This window comes from Phenylobacterium sp. (assembly GCF_035276905.1).
Classification (GTDB): domain Bacteria; phylum Pseudomonadota; class Alphaproteobacteria; order Caulobacterales; family Caulobacteraceae; genus Phenylobacterium.
The window spans coordinates 1-14,234 of sequence record NZ_DATELG010000177.1 but is presented as its reverse complement, the minus strand read 5'-3'; the positions used below and the strand labels follow the sequence as shown (position 1 = coordinate 14,234).

Genomic DNA, 14,234 nt, shown 5'->3' with positions numbered 1-14,234 from the left:
CTCCGCCAGCTCCAGCCGAAGCGCGTTGCCGAGCAGGCGATGGATGTCCCAGCGCAGGCTGACCCGGCCGAAGATGCTGAGCGCGGCCTCCTGCTCGCAGGATTCGATCAGCATTCTGAGGCCCGGCTCGAACTCCCGGCTCAGGAACCGTCGTCCGGCCCGGCGCTCGGCGGCGGCCGCGAGATCGTCGGCGTCGAGCGGCTGCTCGCCAAGGCGCAGGCGCTGCGCGCTCCGGTCCGCGAACTTCAGAAGCGCCGGCGCCACCGCAGCCATGAATCCCTCCTTCGCCCACCTGGGTAGAGTGAGGGCGAGATGTCGCACCCGCAAGCCTTGGCGTGCGACAGTCGAACGCATGAGGCGGTCACAAGGACGATCTGCGTCACGGGTCGCCGAGGGCGCGCCTTGTCCCTGACAACGGCGTGAAGATTTTTCGGCGCTCGCGTCACGGTTGCCATCATTTGACAGTGCACGGGTCGCGAACGCCCGCGACCCTTGACCATCCCCCGATGTACGAACTTCCCTCGGTCCCCTCAGGGCCGGGGGCTTATTTTCCGCAGGACGCCTGAGCGGTCGATCGCGGCGCCTTTAGTCGATCGGTCGGATTTCGGTGCTATGAAGCCGGCGCGTTGACGACGCCCCGCGCGAGAGCGAGCCAGAGCAAGCCCGATGGAAAAAGATTGGCCGGAAGGCGTGCCGCGCTGGCTGCCGCTTGCGAGCTGGGGCTTTTGGCTGACCGTCCTGGCCGTCGCGGCGGCCTTCGTCCTGCAGGCGCTCGCGGGGCACCGGGCCGAGGCCGCGGCCGGCGCGCGGGACTGGCGCCTGCGGGTCGAAATGTGCAAGCGGCTGTCGAAGGCGCCCAGGCCGCCGTGGTGGGAATGCCATGCGCGTGCGGAAGAGGACGGCGACCTGCTGGCGCCGCTGACGCGCGACGATCAGCGGCGTTGAGTCAGAGAACCTGCGCCAGGGCCGCGATCAGCGCCCAGAGCAGGAGGCTCACGCCGACGGAGATCAAGAGGCCGATCCCTGGCGAGATGCGGCGCGGCGCGTCTTTGCTCCAGGACAGAGCCGCCATCGGTTTCTTCCTCCGTCCGTGGAATGGAGGATGGAGCGGATAGTTCCCGACGCCGCCGCTGCAGGCCGATCGCCAAGCTCAATAGGCGTTGGGATCGGCGAAGATCAGCGGAATGGTGGCCATGGCGATCTTGAAGTCGAGGGCCAGCGACCAGCGGTCGATGTAAGCATTGTCGTCGCGGACCCTTGCCGCGATGTCGTCGACCGAGTGGACTTCACCGCGGTTGCCGTTGACCTGGGCGAGACCGGTCAGCCCCGGGCGGGCGCGGAACCGCTGCCGATAGTCCGGCACCAGCGGGTCCCACCGCTGATCGTGGGCCAGGGCGTGGGGGCGCGGGCCGACGAGCGACATGTCGCCCCGCACGATGTTGATGAGCTGCGGCAGCTCGTCGACGCTGAGCGCGCGGATAATCGCGCCGACGCGGGTGATTCGGGCGTCGCGGCGGCTCGCCTGGACCACGTGATGGTCGTGATGCACGCGCATCGAGCGGAACTTCAGGATCGTGAAGGGCTTTCCGCCCAGTCCCGTGCGTTGCTGGCGGAAGAAGACGGGCCCCTCGCTCTCGACCTTGATCGCGACGGCGACCAGCACCAGGAGTGGAGCGAGGATCAACAATATCAGCGCAGCGAAGACGACGTCGAGCCAGCGCTTGCGAATGCTTCGGCCGACTGGAGCCGCTGGCGTCGGCGCGTCGGCGAGTGTCTCGAAATGAGACGACATCAGGTTCATGGTTGAAAAACCCCGGAAGACACCTCCCACGCACGCAAGGAGGGCGCCAGCACGCGCGCGCTTAACCCACCATCTTCACCATGGCGAGGTAGTGTTTCGCAGCCATGACGCAGCCCGTGGCCGAGACGCGCGGGGCGACGGCGCGGCGGTCGCGGCTCGGGGGCGGGGCGCGCGGGGAGGCGCCTAAAATCAAGACTTTACGGCCGCGGAAATCAGCACCCGCCGCCAACCGGGGGCCTGTCGCGGCTGGCCTGGGGCCACGTCAAGAAAGGCTTTACCCGCCTGGGGCGGCCTGATCGCCCAGGTGTGAGAACGGGTGTCATTCGTTGACGACGTGCAGGTGGAACGCCGGGCTGAACGCCCTGTGGCGCAAACTGGGATTCGGGCCGCGGCGCGAGCTGGCCGAGGCGCGGGCGCGCGCCGCGCTGGCCGAGAGCCGGCTGGAGGCGGTGCTCGAGGCGATTCCGGAGGGCCTCGTCCTGCTGGACGAAGAGGGACGCTACATCCTCTGGAACCAGGCCTACGCCGAGATCTACCACGGCTCGGCCGACCTCTTCGAAGTCGGGCGCAGGCTGGTGGACGTGCTGCGGGTCGGCGTCGAGCGCGGCGACTATCCGGATGCGCGCGGCCGAGAGGCCGAGTGGCTGGCCGAGCGCGAGCGGCAGCTCCTGACCACCGGGGCGCGCCACGAGCAGCGCCTGGCCGACGGGCGCTGGCTCCTGGTCGAGGACCGCCGCACCGCCGCCGGCGGCACGCTCGGCTTGCGGGTCGACATCACCGACATGAAGGAACAGACCCTGACGCTGGCCCGCGCCGTCGCCGCCGCCGAGGCCGCCAACCGCGCCAAGTCCGAATTCCTGGCCAATGTCAGCCACGAGATCCGCACCCCGCTGCACGGCATCCTGGGCATGACCCAGGTGTTGGCGCGCGAACAGCTTGGCGCCGAGCAGCAGGCGCGGGTGGGGCTGATCCGCCAGTCCGGCCAGCAACTCCTGGAACTGCTCAACGATCTCCTCGACCTCGCTAAGATCGAGGCCGGCAAGCTGACGCTGCAGGCGGCGGACTACCGTCCGGCCGCCATCGCCCAGGCCGCCTGCGCGCCCTTTGAGAGCCTGGCGCAGGACAAGGGGCTTCGGCTCGAGCTGAACCTCGGCGACCTGGAGGGGGTGGTGTGGAGCGGCGATTCGCTGCGGCTGCAGCAGGTGCTGTCCAACCTGGTCTCCAATGCGGTGAAGTTCACCGCCCAGGGCCGGGTGTCGGTCAGCGCCGAGCTGGTCGGCGAGGGCGAGGCGGAGTTCCGCGTCGCCGACACTGGCATCGGCATTCCGCCCGAGCGCCTAGCCGAGGTGTTCGAGAAGTTCGCCCAGGTGGAGAGCGCCAGCGACCGGCGGTTCGGCGGCACCGGCCTTGGGCTGGCGCTGTCGCGCGAGCTCGCCGAGCTGATGGGCGGGGTGCTGTCGGCCGAGAGCGCGCCCGGCGTCGGCAGCGTCTTCCGCCTGCGCCTGCCGGTGACGCCGGCCGCGATCCCCGAGCTCGAGGCGGCCGAGGAGGCCGCGCCGGACGCGACGGGGCCGCTCTGCATCCGCATCCTGGCGGCCGAGGACAACGCCACCAACCAGGTGATCCTGCGGGCCCTCCTGGAGCCGCTGGGCGCCCAGCTGACCTTGGTCGGCGACGGCCGCCAGGCGGTGGAGGCCTTCAAGGTCGGGCGCTTCGACCTGATGCTGATGGACATTCAGATGCCGGTCACCGACGGCGTCGCGGCCACCCGCGAGATCCGCGCCCTGGAGGCCCGCGAGCGGCGGCCGCGCACCCCGATCATCGCGCTGTCGGCCAACGTCATGGCCCACCAGGTGGCGGAATACCTCGCCGTCGGCATGGACGCGGTGGTCGGCAAGCCGTTCGAGGCCGAGGCCCTGTGGTCGGCGATCGCCCGGCTGGCGAGCGCGGACGACGGCGCGGCTGGGCTCGAAGCCGCCGCGGGGTAGCTGCACTGGCGTGGCGGGAGCAAGATAGCCGCGACACCCGTTCCGGAGACGCCATGAATTCCGCTGATCGCCGGGCCGCCCACGCGGCCCAGCTCGCCTCGCCGTCCTATCGCCTGGCGGCGCTCGACGAGGACTTCCTGCTCGGCCCCTCGATGCGGGGCGTGCGCTTCCTGCTGGAGTTCGCCAAGGTCGACGAGGCGCTCCGGGACTGGGGCGTACGCTCGACCATCGTCGTGTTCGGCAGCGCCCGGGTGCGCGAGCACGGGCCCGGCCGCCAGGCGGCCTGGTATGCGGCGGCCCGCGCGTTCGGCGCGCTGGCCTCGGAACGCGGCGGCGCCTTCCTGGAAGGCGGCGGGACGCGGGACAACGTCATCGCCACCGGGGGCGGGCCGGGACTGATGGAGGCGGCGAACCGCGGGGCCTTCGACGTCGGCGCGCCGAACATCGGCTTCAACATCACCCTGCCGCACGAGGAGGAGCCCAACCCCTATACGACGCCGGCGCTGACCTTCCGCTTCCATTACTTCGCCATGCGCAAGATGCACTTGGCGATGCGCGCCAATGCGCTGGTGGTGTTCCCCGGCGGCTTCGGCACCCTCGACGAGCTGTTCGAGATCCTCAACCTGCGGCAGACCGACAAGGCGCCGCGCATCCCGGTCGTGCTGTTCGACGAGGCCTACTGGCGCTCGGTCATCAACTTCGAGGCGTTGGTCGAGGCGGGCATGATCGGGCGCCAGGACCTTGGCCTGTTCCGCTTCGCCGACAGCCCCGAGGACGCCTGGGCGGAGCTGCTGAAGGGCGGGCTGTCGGTCGGCGAGCCGGTGGAGGGCGCGGCGCAGGACGTGCGCGACAGCTGCGTGAGGGGCGGATGAGCCAGCAGGTCAGCGCCGGCCTCGCCGTCTGGCGGCGCGTTTCGGCCGGCCCGGAGATCCTGCTGGTCCATCCCGGCGGCCCCTACTGGCGCGGCAAGGACGAGGCGGCCTGGTCGATCCCCAAGGGGCTGGCGGCGGCGGGCGAGGACCTGGCCGCGGCGGCGCGGCGGGAGTTCGCCGAGGAGCTGGGGATCGCAGCCCCGGAGCCGCAGACTGCGCTTTCGCCCCGCAAGCTGCCGGGCGGCAAGGTCGTGCACGCCTGGCTGGCCGAAGCCGACCTCGACCTTTCGGACCTGCGCAGCAACCTTTTCGAGATCGAGTGGCCGCCGAGGTCCGGGCGGACGCAGGCCTTTCCGGAGGTGGACCAGGCCGGCTACTTCGCGCGCGAGACGGCGCTGGCGAAGGCGCACAGGGGCCAGCGGCCCTTGGTGGCCGAGGCGTTCGAGCGGATCGGATCGTAAATCACCCGCCTGCCGGCAGCAGGCGGGCGTAGTTGCGGTGGATCGCGGCGTAGCATTCGCAGGCGATCTGCTCCAGGCCGTGGCGGTCGATGATGTCGACCACGCCGCGGCGGTAACGGATCGCCCCCTTCTCCTGAAGGCTGCGGGCCACCGCCGTCACCGTCGTGCGCTGCACCCCCAGCATGTCGGCCAGGAACTCCTGGGTGAGCGCGATGGTGTCGCTGGAGATCCGGTCGTGGCAGGTCAGCAGCCAGCGGCAGAAGCGCGCCTCCACCGAATGCAGGGCGTTGCAGCCCACCGACTGCAGGGCGTGGCCGAACAGGGCCTCGCCGTGACGCTCGACCAGCTCGCGCAGGCGGGCGCTCTTTTGCCAGGCCTCGTGCAGGTGAGAGGTGCTGACGCGGCTCGCCCGCACCGGCGTCTGGACGATGGCGCGCGACAACGACTGGCGCGGCGTGACGGCCGCGTGCAGGCCGAGCGCGCCCTCACGCCCGATGGTGGCGCTTTCGATCGCCGCGCCGCTTTCCATCAGCGTCATCAGCGAGATCACGCCGTCGTGCGGGAAATAGGCCATGTCGATCCGGTCCCCCGGATCGTAAAGCAGCCTTCCGCGCTCGAGCTCCACCGTCGTCAGGTAAGGGGAAAGGTGCGCGAAGTCGTCGGCAGGCAGGGATGCGAGCAGTCGGTTTTGCAACGCGAGTAGGGACCTATGCATCGGGGATTGGAAACGTCGCCCTGCGGCTTCGGTTTCAAGTTATCGATGCGCCCTGGCAGAGACTGTCGAGAACTCGACATTGCCAGGCGAATAACGGCAAAAATTTGCAAGCTTAAGAAAAGGACGAGAACAGCCGCGAGCGGGCGCCGGTGCAAGGGGAAAGTCGGGCAGGCGAGTTTTCTATAGTGAGCTCGCGTTATGCGAATGACGTTCGGCGCCTGCCTGCATTTGCTGTTCGTAAACAAGCGGGCGGCGGCGGCTGCGGGTCAGCCCAGCCAGCGCCGCGGATATCGCCAGCCGAGCTCGCGCACCTCGCCGGGCGCCAGGCCCAGTGTCCCCATCCGCGCCCGCGTGAGGGCCTTCAGCGCTTCCACCGGCTCGGCGCCGGCGACCGGGCTTGAAGCCACCTCGCCGGCGCGGACCGCCCAGTCGATCGCAGTCCATTCGGCCTTGGCGCGGTCGGCGTGGCCCACGGCGTAGTAGCGCCGCTGCATCGGCTGGCCGTCGGCGGCCAGCAGCACGCCGATCACCCAGCCGGCCGGCGCGGTCTTGACGGCGTCGCTCTCGCTCATGGCGGTCCTGTAGCCGGGCGGCGGGGCGGTTGGAAAGCGGCGCGCGCTCGACCGTTTACAGATGTCGATCGCGGCCTTAGGGCTCTGCCGCAAGGGAAGGGGAGGGGAATTCGTCAGTATGCTGAGATGGTTCCAGGCCATGATGCCGCGCGAGGAGCGGTTCTTCGATCTCTTCGAAGCGCACGCTCGGACGCTCTGCGGCGGGGCGCGGGCGCTGCGCGACCTGCTTGTCGAAGGGGGCGAGGCGGTGCCCGGCCTGTGCGCCGAGATCGCCCGCCACGAATCCGAGGCCGACGACATCGCGCGCGAGGTGCTGCTGGCCGTGCGTCGCACCTTCATCACTCCGTTCGACCGGTCGGACATCAGTGATCTGATCAGTTCGATGGACGACGCGATCGACCAGATGCACAAGACCGCCAAGGCGATCACGCTCTTCGAGCAGCGCCGGTTCGAGCCGCACATGGCCACCCTTGGCGAGGTGATCGTGAAGAGCTCGGACCTCACCGCCGAGGCGGTTCCGCTGCTTCGGGAGATGCGCAACAACGCCGTTCGCCTGAACACCATCACCGAGGAGGTGCGGCGGCTCGAGGCTGATTCCGACGACCTCTACGACAAGGGCATGGTCGAGCTCTACCGGGGGCCGGCGCGTACGGACGCCATGGCCTTCATCGTCGGCTCCGAGATCTACGATCACCTGGAGAAGGTCGTCGACCGCTTCGAGGACGTCGCCAATCGGATCAGCGGCGTGCTGATCGAGCATCTTTGAGGTCTGTCGCGTGGACCTCGCCGGCTCGGGCGCCCTGCTCGTCTTCCTCGTCGCCGTCGCCCTGCTGTTCGACTTCCTGAACGGCCTGCACGACGCCGCCAACTCGATCGCGACCATCGTCTCGACGCGGGTTCTGCGGCCGAAGTACGCCGTCTTCTGGGCGGCGTTCTTCAACTTTGTCGCCTTTCTGTTCTTCGGCCTGCACGTGGCCCAGACCGTGGGCGCGGGGATCATCCATCCGGCGATCGTCTCCGACGCGGTGATCTTCGGCGCGCTCGGCGGCGCGATCACCTGGAACGTGGTGACCTGGCTTGCGGGCATACCCTCATCCTCGTCCCACGCCCTGATCGGCGGCCTGCTGGGCGCCGGCATGGCCAAGGCGGGTTTGGATCCAATCGTGTGGGGCGGGGTGCTCAAGACCGTGGCGGGCATCGTCGTCTCGCCGGCGCTGGGCTTCGCCTTGGCTCTGTTGCTGGTGCTGGTCGTCTCCTGGACGTTCCGGCTCGCCACCCCGCTTCTGGCCGACAGCGTCTTCCGCAAGCTGCAGTTCGTCTCGGCCTCGCTCTATTCGCTTGGCCACGGCGGTAACGACGCGCAGAAGACCATGGGGATCATCGCCGTCCTCCTCTACGCCCACGGCAAGCTGACCGGCGCCTTCCACATCCCGCTCTGGGTGGTGCTGAGCTGCCAGGCCGCGATGGCGCTGGGAACGCTGACCGGCGGTTGGCGTATCGTTAATACCATGGGCTCCAAGATCACCCGGCTCTCGCCGCAGCAGGGGTTCTGCGCCGAGACGGGTGGAGCGATAACCCTGTTCCTCGCGACCCATATCGGTGTTCCTGTCTCCACCACGCACACCATCACCGGCGCGATCGTCGGGGTGGGCGCGGCGCGGCGCGTCTCGGCCGTGCGCTGGAATCTGGCGACCGGCATCGTCTGGGCCTGGGTGATCACCATGCCGATCTCCGCCGTCATGGGCGCCATCTTCTACGGTCTCGCCCGCGTGGCGGACCGGGCGGCAGGCTGATCCCGCCCATGGGCAAGAGCGGTCAACTGCCGGCCGAGCCCGATCGCGAGCCGCGCCTCCAGGCGGCCGCCCTGCCCTGGCGGCTGACGGCGGAGGGGAAGGTCGAGGTGCTGCTGGTCACCTCGCGCGAGACCCGCCGCTGGGTGACGCCCAAGGGGTGGCCGATCAAGGGATTGAAGTCGTTCCAGGCCGCCGCCCGCGAGGCCTTCGAGGAGGCGGGCGTCGAGGGCCAGATCGGCAAGAAGAAGCTTGGCGTCTACGACTACGACAAGCGCCTGCGCAGCGGCCGGCTGCAGATGGTGCGGGTCGCGGTCTATCCGCTCAAGGTGCTGCGGGAGCGCGAGTCCTGGCCCGAGGCCGGGCAGCGCGAGAAGCTGTGGACCGATCCCGCCTCGGCCGCCGAGCTGGTGCAGGAGCCGGCGCTGGCGGCCATCATCCGCACGTTCGCGCCGTAGCGCGGGCGATCGCCGCGGCAACTATAGAGACGTTATTTTTGGCTTCACAACTCATGGGGGAGTTGCTAGGGTCGAATTGCCAAGGCGATGATTTTCCAGGGATTGTCAATTGACCATCCCTGCCGCTGAGGGCCGTGCGAGTAGTCGTCGTACAGAGGGGAAAGGGAATTTCCCCTGGACGCCTAGTAACGCCAACAATATCTCCAACACGATCCGGTATGGTTACCGGAGATGTTGCGCATGAGTCTTGCGGGGTCTCGAAATCGAGACGCGCCTTTCCGGATTTTGCCTGAACCTTTCCTGTGTTCATAACGTTTGATAATTCGGCCACCATCTTCAGTGGTGACCGTGTCGCTCGCGGTTCAGGCGCCACACGCCTCCCGACGGCGATTGCAGTGGGCGGGAGACGGGAATGGCCCATTCGGGAACGACAACCTCAAGGCGCATCGCGCCTGACGGGACGCGGGCGCGTCGCCGGGCGCCGATCCTGGTCGCCCGGGCGCCCTGGCCGGAAACGGCGGAACCCGCGGTTCAGGGGCGCTGGCCGCGCGGGCTGGGCCTCTTCCTGGCGATGGCGGTCTCGGCGGCGCTGTGGGCGCTGCTGATCTGGGGCCTCTGCGTCCTGTTGCGTTGAGGCCGCGGCCTCACGAGCCCGCGGAGGTCTCGCGTTCCGGCCGACTCTGGGCGGCCGGCGCCTCGCCCTCATCCAGCGTGTCGACGACGCGGGCCAGCCTCGGCGGAACGGGCCGGGCCTCGAGCGCGCGGTAGGCGGTCCGCATCCGGTTCTCGGCCTCCGCGGTTCGACGGACATGGGCGGCGGCGCGGACCTTCGACCAGACCACGACCGCCGCGCCGGCCGCCAGCGGCCACAGCAGGGCGTTGCCGACGGTGGCCACCTGCAGGAAGGACGTGGACGCGCCCATCGGAACGCCTTCTATTGCGGAAGCCCGTCCTCTTCGGACACGGCCAGGCTGTGCTCATAGATCGCCGCGGCCATGCCGCGAAGCGTGCGGCAGGCGGTGCTGAGCGCCGTGCCGCCGATCAGGCTGCCCCCGCGCTTGGCCATGCCGTCGAGCTCTTCGGCCATGGCGGCGAAGCGCTGGTAGATCTCAAGGTCGCTGACGGAATTCATCGGGCCGAGCTTAGCGGATTCGCAGCGTGGGCGCGCCTGCCCGCGACGCCGCAGAGGCTCAAGCTTGGGCCCTATGCGCGTGCGAGGGCGTTGCAATGGCGAAATCAGCTATAAGCGTCCTCCCTGCCACGCGAGGCGCCGCGCCGTATGCCCATCTGGAGAGATCTGAAGCCGGCGCTCTACGCCGCCGCGCCCCTGACTGCGGCGGTCCTGACGCTGGCGGCCGGCGTGATGCTGCTGGCGTCGGGCGTGACGCCCTCCGAGCCCTATCGGTTCATGCGGCTCCTGGCGATCACGCCGGTCTTCCTGATCGAGGTCAGCCACTTCGCCTCCAGCGTCGTCGGGCTCGTGCTGGTGCTGCTGGCGTTCGGGCTGCGCGCCCGGTTGGACGCGGCCTGGGGCGCGACCATGGCGGCGCTCCTGATCGCAGCCCCGCTGGCGTTGCTGAAGGGCTTCAACTGGGAAGAGACCACGGCTCTGATCACGCTGGCGGTGCTGCTGGCGCCCTTCCACGGCGCGTTTCCGCGCACCGCGCGGCTGTCGCGCATGGAGGTCACCCCGGGCTGGCTGTTCTCGGCCGCCTGCGCGGTGCTGGGCGCGGGCCTGCTCGGCGTCTGGTCGTTCCAGCATGCCGACTACGCCGACCAGCCGTGGTGGAAGGTGATGGCCGACGCCGATGCGGCGCGGGCGATTCGCGCCTGGGCGGGCGCGGCGCTGGCGCTCTTCGCCTTCGGGCTCTGGCGGCTCTTCATCTCGGCGGCCACGCCGCCGGTGGTCGGCGAGGCGGACCCGAAGTTCGCCCGCGTGCGCGCCATCCTGGCCAAGGCCGAGGCCGCCGAGCCGGGCTCGAACCTGGCGCTGCTGGGCGACAAGCGTTTCCTGTTCTCGCACTCCGGCGAGAGCTTCCTGATGTTCGGCGTGCGCGGCCGCAGCTGGATCGCCCTGGGCGGACCGGTCGGGCGGCGCGACGAGCGGCTGGAGCTGCTCTGGCGGTTCCGCGAGCTTGCCGACAGCCACGCCGCGCGGCCCGGGATCTATGCGCTGTCGGCCGAGGACCTGCCCGACGTGGTCGAGCTCGGCTTCTCGATCCAGAAGGTCGGCGAATCCGCCGCCGTGCCGCTCGAGACCTTCTCGATCGAGGGCCGCAAGCGGGGCAACCTGCGCAGGGCCTGGCGCAAGGCGGCCGAGGAGGGGGCGTCCTTCGAGATCCTGCAGGGCGAGGCGCTGATCCAGTTGCTGCCGGAGCTGCAGACCATCTCCGACCAGTGGCTGGAGCACCATGCGGGCGGCGAGAAGGCCTTCTCGATGGGCTCGTTCCGGCCGAGCTATGTGACCGAGTTCCCGGTGGCGGTGGTGCGCTGGCGCGGCCGCCCGGTGGCCTTCGCCAACATCTGGACCACCGCGGCGCGCAGCGCCTACTCGATGGACCTGATGCGCTACTCCGACGAGGCGCCGAAGAACATCATGGACTATCTCTTCGTCGAGCTGCTCGCCTGGGGCCGGGCGCAGGGCTACGAGGCCTTCGAGTTCGGCATGGCGCCGCTCGCCGGCCTGGACGACCGGCCGCTGGCCCCGATCATGTCGCGGGTCGGCAAGCTGCTCTTCGAGCGCGGCGAGGAGATCTACAACTTCCAGGGCGTGCGTCGGTACAAGGACAAGTACGACCCGCTCTGGCAGAGCCGCTACGTCGCCGCCCCGCACAAATGGAACATTCCGCTGCTCCTGGCCGACGCGGGGCTCCTGTCCTCCGGCGGCATGGCGGGGCTCGCGAAGCGTCCCAAGCGAGAGGAGCCGAGGGCGATGAAGGCGGCGGCCGAGTAGTTTAGGAGCGGCTCAGGGCCGTGGCGCGGAAGCGCCGATGACTTAACCACCAAGATCACCAAGAGCGCCAAGAAGACCTGTTCCCGAACGCCTGCTGGGCCCGGATCCGGAGGCTTGGCGGTCCTTGTGGTCTTGGTGGTTGAATAGCGAACGCGCCTTCGCGCCTCGCTAGAGTTCACCGCCCCGTGCTCACGCCGAGCAGGTTGACCACGTGGACCGCCAGGATCAGGGCGCCGCAGGCGGCCAGGGTCATCGGGAAGCGCCAGGGCACGAGCCGGGGGCCGCGCCGTGGGTCGGGCGGTCGGGCGCCGCGCCAGCCGGCGAACAGCGCCAGCGCCAGAAAGGCCGCAGCTAGCTCGAGGGTGAGGGTCAGGCCCATCTGCGACCCGCTAGCGCAGGGCGGGGCGCTGGTGAAGCAGGCGCGCCGACGCGGCCGCGGAACATCCACAGGACAGAGGGGCTCCCCCTAGATGTGGTGTTAAGGTTGCGTTTACACCCCAACGGATCGGTGCGTAGCCTGCACGGGCAGGGGGAGATCGATTCGATGACGGCGGGCGCGCCCTGGAGCGTCAAAGGGATAGATCCCAAGGCACGCGAGGTCGCGAAGGACCATGCCCGCCGGTCGGGCATGACGCTTGGCGAGTGGCTGAACCGTGTCATCCTCGAGGACGACGGCGCCGAGCCGGAGCCGGCGGAGGCCCTGGCCTACGCCGCGCCGGAACCGCCGCGCGCCTTCATCGAGGCGCCCCCGCGGCCGCGCCTGGTCGCCGAGGCGCCCGCGCCACGCAGCGACGAGCTGACCCGCGTAGCCCACGCGCTCGATCGGCTCACCGACCGGCTGGAAGCTTCCGAGACCCGCACGGGCCTGGCGATCTCCGGCGTCGAGCACACCGTGCGCCAGGCGGTGGCGCGGATCGACGCCGCCGAACGCGAGAGCCTGGCGGTGGCGACGCGCTTCGAGAGCGTGATGGACCACGTCGGCGGCGAACAAGGTCGGCTGGCCGAGCGCCTGCGCCGGCTCGAGAACGAGGCGGCCGGTCCGCGCTCCACCGAGGCGCTGAGGGCCATCGAGCAGTCCGTCGGCCGAATGGCCGGCCAGTTCTACGAAGCCGAGGGGCGCACCCGCGAGGGCCTGGCGGCGCTGGAAGCGCGGCTCGCCCGCGCCGAGGTCCGCCTGCCCGATCCGGACGCCTTCATGGACGAGGTGGTCCAACGGCTGGGCGAACGGCTCGCCGCCGCCGAGGCCCATACCGGCGAGGCGCTGGAAACCTTGCGCCGCGCCTTCGCCGCCCTCGACAGCCGGCTGGGCGCTCTCGAGGGCGCCCAGGGCCAGGACGGGCGACGCTTCGAGGCCCTGGCCCAGACGCTGGGCGAGCAGGTGGAGGCCGCACGCGTCCAGATGTCGGAGCGGCTGCGCGCCGTGGACGACGGGCGGGTCGACCGCCGCTTCGTCGAGCTCAGCGCGGAGGTGAAGGCCGCCGAGCAGCGCTCGGCCCAGGCCATCCAGCAGATGGGCCGCGAAGTCCTGAGCATGGCCGATGCGCTGAACCGCCGGCTCATGACGTCGGAGAACCGCAACGCCGAGGCGATCATCAACATCGGCGCCGAGATGGCGCGAGTCACCGGCGGCCTGGAGACGCGGCTCGGCCACGTCGAGCAGACCCAGGCCGAGGCGCTGGACCGGCTGAGCGCCGAACTCGGCAAGATCACCGAGCGCCTCAGCGAGCGGCTGCTGGTCTCCGAGCGGCGCTCGGCCGAGGCCATCGACGACGTCGGCCAGCAGGTCGCGCGCGTGTCCGAGCGCATGGCCGAAAGCCAGGAACGCGCCGCCCAGGAGCTCGGCGAGCGGATCCGCGAGAGCGAGACGCGCACGGCGCGGCTGCTCGAGGAGACCGGCGCGCGGCTGGAGCAGCGGCTCGAACAGCGCCTGGACGAGCGGCCGTCGCTCGCATTCGCGCCCGAGGCGGAGACGCTGGCGTCGGCCTTCGCGGCGCAGGCCGCGCCGGCGGAGCAGCAGGTTCCCGCCGCCGCGTCGGAGCCGCCGCCGGCCCCGTCCGCCGCCGCCTTCGGACCGGAACTGTTCTCCCGCGCGGAGGACGCCGACGAGGACGAGCTCGACCTTACCGACACCATGCCGCCGGCGCCGCGGGCCTTCGCGCCGGCGCGGTTCAGCTTCGACGCCGGCGACGCCTTCGCGCCGATCCCGGAGCCGGAGGAGGACCTGTTCGGCCTCGACCAGCCCGAGCCGCCGGCCGACGCCGAGGTCCGGCCGGCGCTGTCGACGCGCGAGGTGATCGAGGAGGCCAGGGCGGCGGCGCGCGCCGCAGCGCCCTCCGACCGGTCCGAGCGGATGTCGGTCAAGGCCAAGGCGAGCTGGAAGGCCGGCAAGCCCGCGCCATTCGGGGCCGGCCTCTTCGGCATGCGCCCGCGCCGCGCGCCGAGCTCGACCCTGCAGACCGCCATCCTGGTGGCCGGCGGCGCGCCCTTCCTTAGCGTCGGTGCGGCCGGGGTGGTGCTGGTGCAGGGGCCGCAGGACCGGCCCGCGGCCGAGGCTCCGGCCGATCCGCAGCCCGCGCGCGCGGCGGTGGCGCTCAGCCCGCAGACGTTCGCACCGCAGGCCCTCA

The 14,234-nt window shown here is 70.4% G+C and carries 18 protein-coding genes; 10 read left to right on the top strand and 8 right to left on the bottom strand.

Annotation, left to right across the window (positions count from 1 at the left end; all coding sequences use genetic code 11):
• Positions 1-273: hypothetical protein (locus VJS38_RS08120; protein ID WP_324087647.1), on the bottom strand; the 273-nt coding region annotated here is incomplete at its 3' end.
• A gap of 393 nt (positions 274-666) precedes the next feature.
• On the opposite strand from VJS38_RS08120, the gene VJS38_RS08115 reads away from it, so the two are divergent.
• Entirely contained in the window at positions 667-945 is a 279-nt protein-coding gene (locus VJS38_RS08115) for a hypothetical protein (RefSeq protein WP_324087646.1), read from the top strand.
• Position 946: 1 nt separating this feature from the next.
• Here VJS38_RS08115 and VJS38_RS08110 read toward each other — a convergent pair whose 3' ends face one another.
• Positions 947-1,072, bottom strand: coding sequence for a hypothetical protein (locus tag VJS38_RS08110; RefSeq protein WP_324087645.1), 126 nt, complete (start codon positions 1,070-1,072; stop codon positions 947-949).
• Positions 1,073-1,150: 78 nt separating this feature from the next.
• Positions 1,151-1,792 (bottom strand): sugar transferase, encoded by a 642-nt coding sequence (locus VJS38_RS08105; RefSeq protein WP_324087644.1) that lies wholly within the window; start codon positions 1,790-1,792, stop codon positions 1,151-1,153.
• Between the two features lie 335 nt (positions 1,793-2,127).
• Between VJS38_RS08105 and VJS38_RS08100 the strand changes: the two genes are divergently transcribed.
• From VJS38_RS08100 to VJS38_RS08090, 3 genes are read left to right on the top strand one after another with little or no spacing between them, the layout of a single operon-like run.
• The gene (locus tag VJS38_RS08100) at positions 2,128-3,789 is read left to right on the top strand and encodes an ATP-binding protein (protein WP_324087643.1); all 1,662 of its coding nucleotides are present in this window, start codon (positions 2,128-2,130) and stop codon (positions 3,787-3,789) included.
• A 53-nt stretch (positions 3,790-3,842) separates the two neighbouring features.
• Positions 3,843-4,661 (top strand): LOG family protein, encoded by an 819-nt coding sequence (locus VJS38_RS08095; RefSeq protein WP_324087642.1) that lies wholly within the window; start codon positions 3,843-3,845, stop codon positions 4,659-4,661.
• The gene (locus VJS38_RS08090; RefSeq protein WP_324087641.1) at positions 4,658-5,122 is read left to right on the top strand and encodes an NUDIX domain-containing protein; all 465 of its coding nucleotides are present in this window, start codon (positions 4,658-4,660) and stop codon (positions 5,120-5,122) included. Before VJS38_RS08095 ends, VJS38_RS08090 begins: the two co-directional genes overlap by 4 nt.
• Position 5,123: 1 nt before the next feature.
• Here the strand turns inward: VJS38_RS08090 and VJS38_RS08085 are convergent, their stop codons facing one another.
• Positions 5,124-5,816: a Crp/Fnr family transcriptional regulator gene (locus VJS38_RS08085; RefSeq protein ID WP_324087640.1), complete on the bottom strand. Its 693-nt coding sequence runs from the start codon at positions 5,814-5,816 to the stop codon at positions 5,124-5,126.
• A 287-nt stretch (positions 5,817-6,103) separates the two neighbouring features.
• Positions 6,104-6,409, bottom strand: coding sequence for a hypothetical protein (locus VJS38_RS08080; RefSeq protein WP_324087639.1), 306 nt, complete (start codon positions 6,407-6,409; stop codon positions 6,104-6,106).
• A 118-nt stretch (positions 6,410-6,527) separates the two neighbouring features.
• Here VJS38_RS08080 and VJS38_RS08075 point away from each other — a divergent pair, with 118 nt between their 5' ends.
• From VJS38_RS08075 to VJS38_RS08060, 4 genes are all read left to right on the top strand, one after another.
• Positions 6,528-7,175 (top strand): DUF47 domain-containing protein, encoded by a 648-nt coding sequence (locus tag VJS38_RS08075; protein ID WP_324087638.1) that lies wholly within the window; start codon positions 6,528-6,530, stop codon positions 7,173-7,175.
• A 10-nt stretch (positions 7,176-7,185) separates the two neighbouring features.
• Complete coding sequence (locus VJS38_RS08070) at positions 7,186-8,202, top strand: anion permease (protein WP_324087637.1); 1,017 nt, start codon at positions 7,186-7,188, stop codon at positions 8,200-8,202.
• An 8-nt stretch (positions 8,203-8,210) separates the two neighbouring features.
• Positions 8,211-8,657, top strand: coding sequence for an NUDIX hydrolase (locus tag VJS38_RS08065; RefSeq protein WP_324087636.1), 447 nt, complete (start codon positions 8,211-8,213; stop codon positions 8,655-8,657).
• A gap of 412 nt (positions 8,658-9,069) precedes the next feature.
• Positions 9,070-9,291, top strand: coding sequence for a hypothetical protein (locus tag VJS38_RS08060; RefSeq protein WP_324087635.1), 222 nt, complete (start codon positions 9,070-9,072; stop codon positions 9,289-9,291).
• Positions 9,292-9,301: 10 nt separating this feature from the next.
• On the opposite strand, the gene VJS38_RS08055 is transcribed toward VJS38_RS08060, so the two are convergent.
• Positions 9,302-9,580, bottom strand: coding sequence for a hypothetical protein (locus tag VJS38_RS08055; protein ID WP_324087634.1), 279 nt, complete (start codon positions 9,578-9,580; stop codon positions 9,302-9,304).
• A gap of 11 nt (positions 9,581-9,591) precedes the next feature.
• Positions 9,592-9,789 (bottom strand): hypothetical protein, encoded by a 198-nt coding sequence (locus tag VJS38_RS08050; RefSeq protein ID WP_324087633.1) that lies wholly within the window; start codon positions 9,787-9,789, stop codon positions 9,592-9,594.
• Positions 9,790-9,936: 147 nt separating this feature from the next.
• Here VJS38_RS08050 and VJS38_RS08045 point away from each other — a divergent pair, with 147 nt between their 5' ends.
• Positions 9,937-11,610, top strand: coding sequence for a bifunctional lysylphosphatidylglycerol flippase/synthetase MprF (locus tag VJS38_RS08045; RefSeq protein WP_324087632.1), 1,674 nt, complete (start codon positions 9,937-9,939; stop codon positions 11,608-11,610).
• 175 nt (positions 11,611-11,785) lie between these two features.
• On the opposite strand, the gene VJS38_RS08040 is transcribed toward VJS38_RS08045, so the two are convergent.
• Complete coding sequence (locus VJS38_RS08040) at positions 11,786-11,989, bottom strand: hypothetical protein (protein ID WP_324087631.1); 204 nt, start codon at positions 11,987-11,989, stop codon at positions 11,786-11,788.
• Between the two features lie 165 nt (positions 11,990-12,154).
• Here VJS38_RS08040 and VJS38_RS08035 point away from each other — a divergent pair.
• Positions 12,155-14,234, top strand: a 2,080-nt coding sequence (locus VJS38_RS08035) for a Localization factor PodJS (protein ID WP_324087630.1), incomplete at its 3' end; no start/stop codon positions are given.

Bases quoted from the DNA above. Each gene is read 5' to 3' on its own strand.
- VJS38_RS08115 (WP_324087646.1), top strand. From the start codon at position 667: ATGGAAAAAGATTGGCCGGAAGGCGTGCCGCGCTGGCTGCCGCTTGCG.
- VJS38_RS08110 (WP_324087645.1), bottom strand. From the start codon at position 1,072: ATGGCGGCTCTGTCCTGGAGCAAAGACGCGCCGCGCCGCATCTCGCCA.
- VJS38_RS08105 (WP_324087644.1), bottom strand. From the start codon at position 1,792: ATGTCGTCTCATTTCGAGACACTCGCCGACGCGCCGACGCCAGCGGCT.
- VJS38_RS08095 (WP_324087642.1), top strand. From the start codon at position 3,843: ATGAATTCCGCTGATCGCCGGGCCGCCCACGCGGCCCAGCTCGCCTCG.
- VJS38_RS08090 (WP_324087641.1), top strand. From the start codon at position 4,658: ATGAGCCAGCAGGTCAGCGCCGGCCTCGCCGTCTGGCGGCGCGTTTCG.
- VJS38_RS08080 (WP_324087639.1), bottom strand. From the start codon at position 6,409: ATGAGCGAGAGCGACGCCGTCAAGACCGCGCCGGCCGGCTGGGTGATC.
- VJS38_RS08075 (WP_324087638.1), top strand. From the start codon at position 6,528: ATGCTGAGATGGTTCCAGGCCATGATGCCGCGCGAGGAGCGGTTCTTC.
- VJS38_RS08065 (WP_324087636.1), top strand. From the start codon at position 8,211: ATGGGCAAGAGCGGTCAACTGCCGGCCGAGCCCGATCGCGAGCCGCGC.
- VJS38_RS08060 (WP_324087635.1), top strand. From the start codon at position 9,070: ATGGCCCATTCGGGAACGACAACCTCAAGGCGCATCGCGCCTGACGGG.
- VJS38_RS08055 (WP_324087634.1), bottom strand. From the start codon at position 9,580: ATGGGCGCGTCCACGTCCTTCCTGCAGGTGGCCACCGTCGGCAACGCC.
- VJS38_RS08050 (WP_324087633.1), bottom strand. From the start codon at position 9,789: ATGAATTCCGTCAGCGACCTTGAGATCTACCAGCGCTTCGCCGCCATG.
- VJS38_RS08045 (WP_324087632.1), top strand. From the start codon at position 9,937: ATGCCCATCTGGAGAGATCTGAAGCCGGCGCTCTACGCCGCCGCGCCC.
- VJS38_RS08040 (WP_324087631.1), bottom strand. From the start codon at position 11,989: ATGGGCCTGACCCTCACCCTCGAGCTAGCTGCGGCCTTTCTGGCGCTG.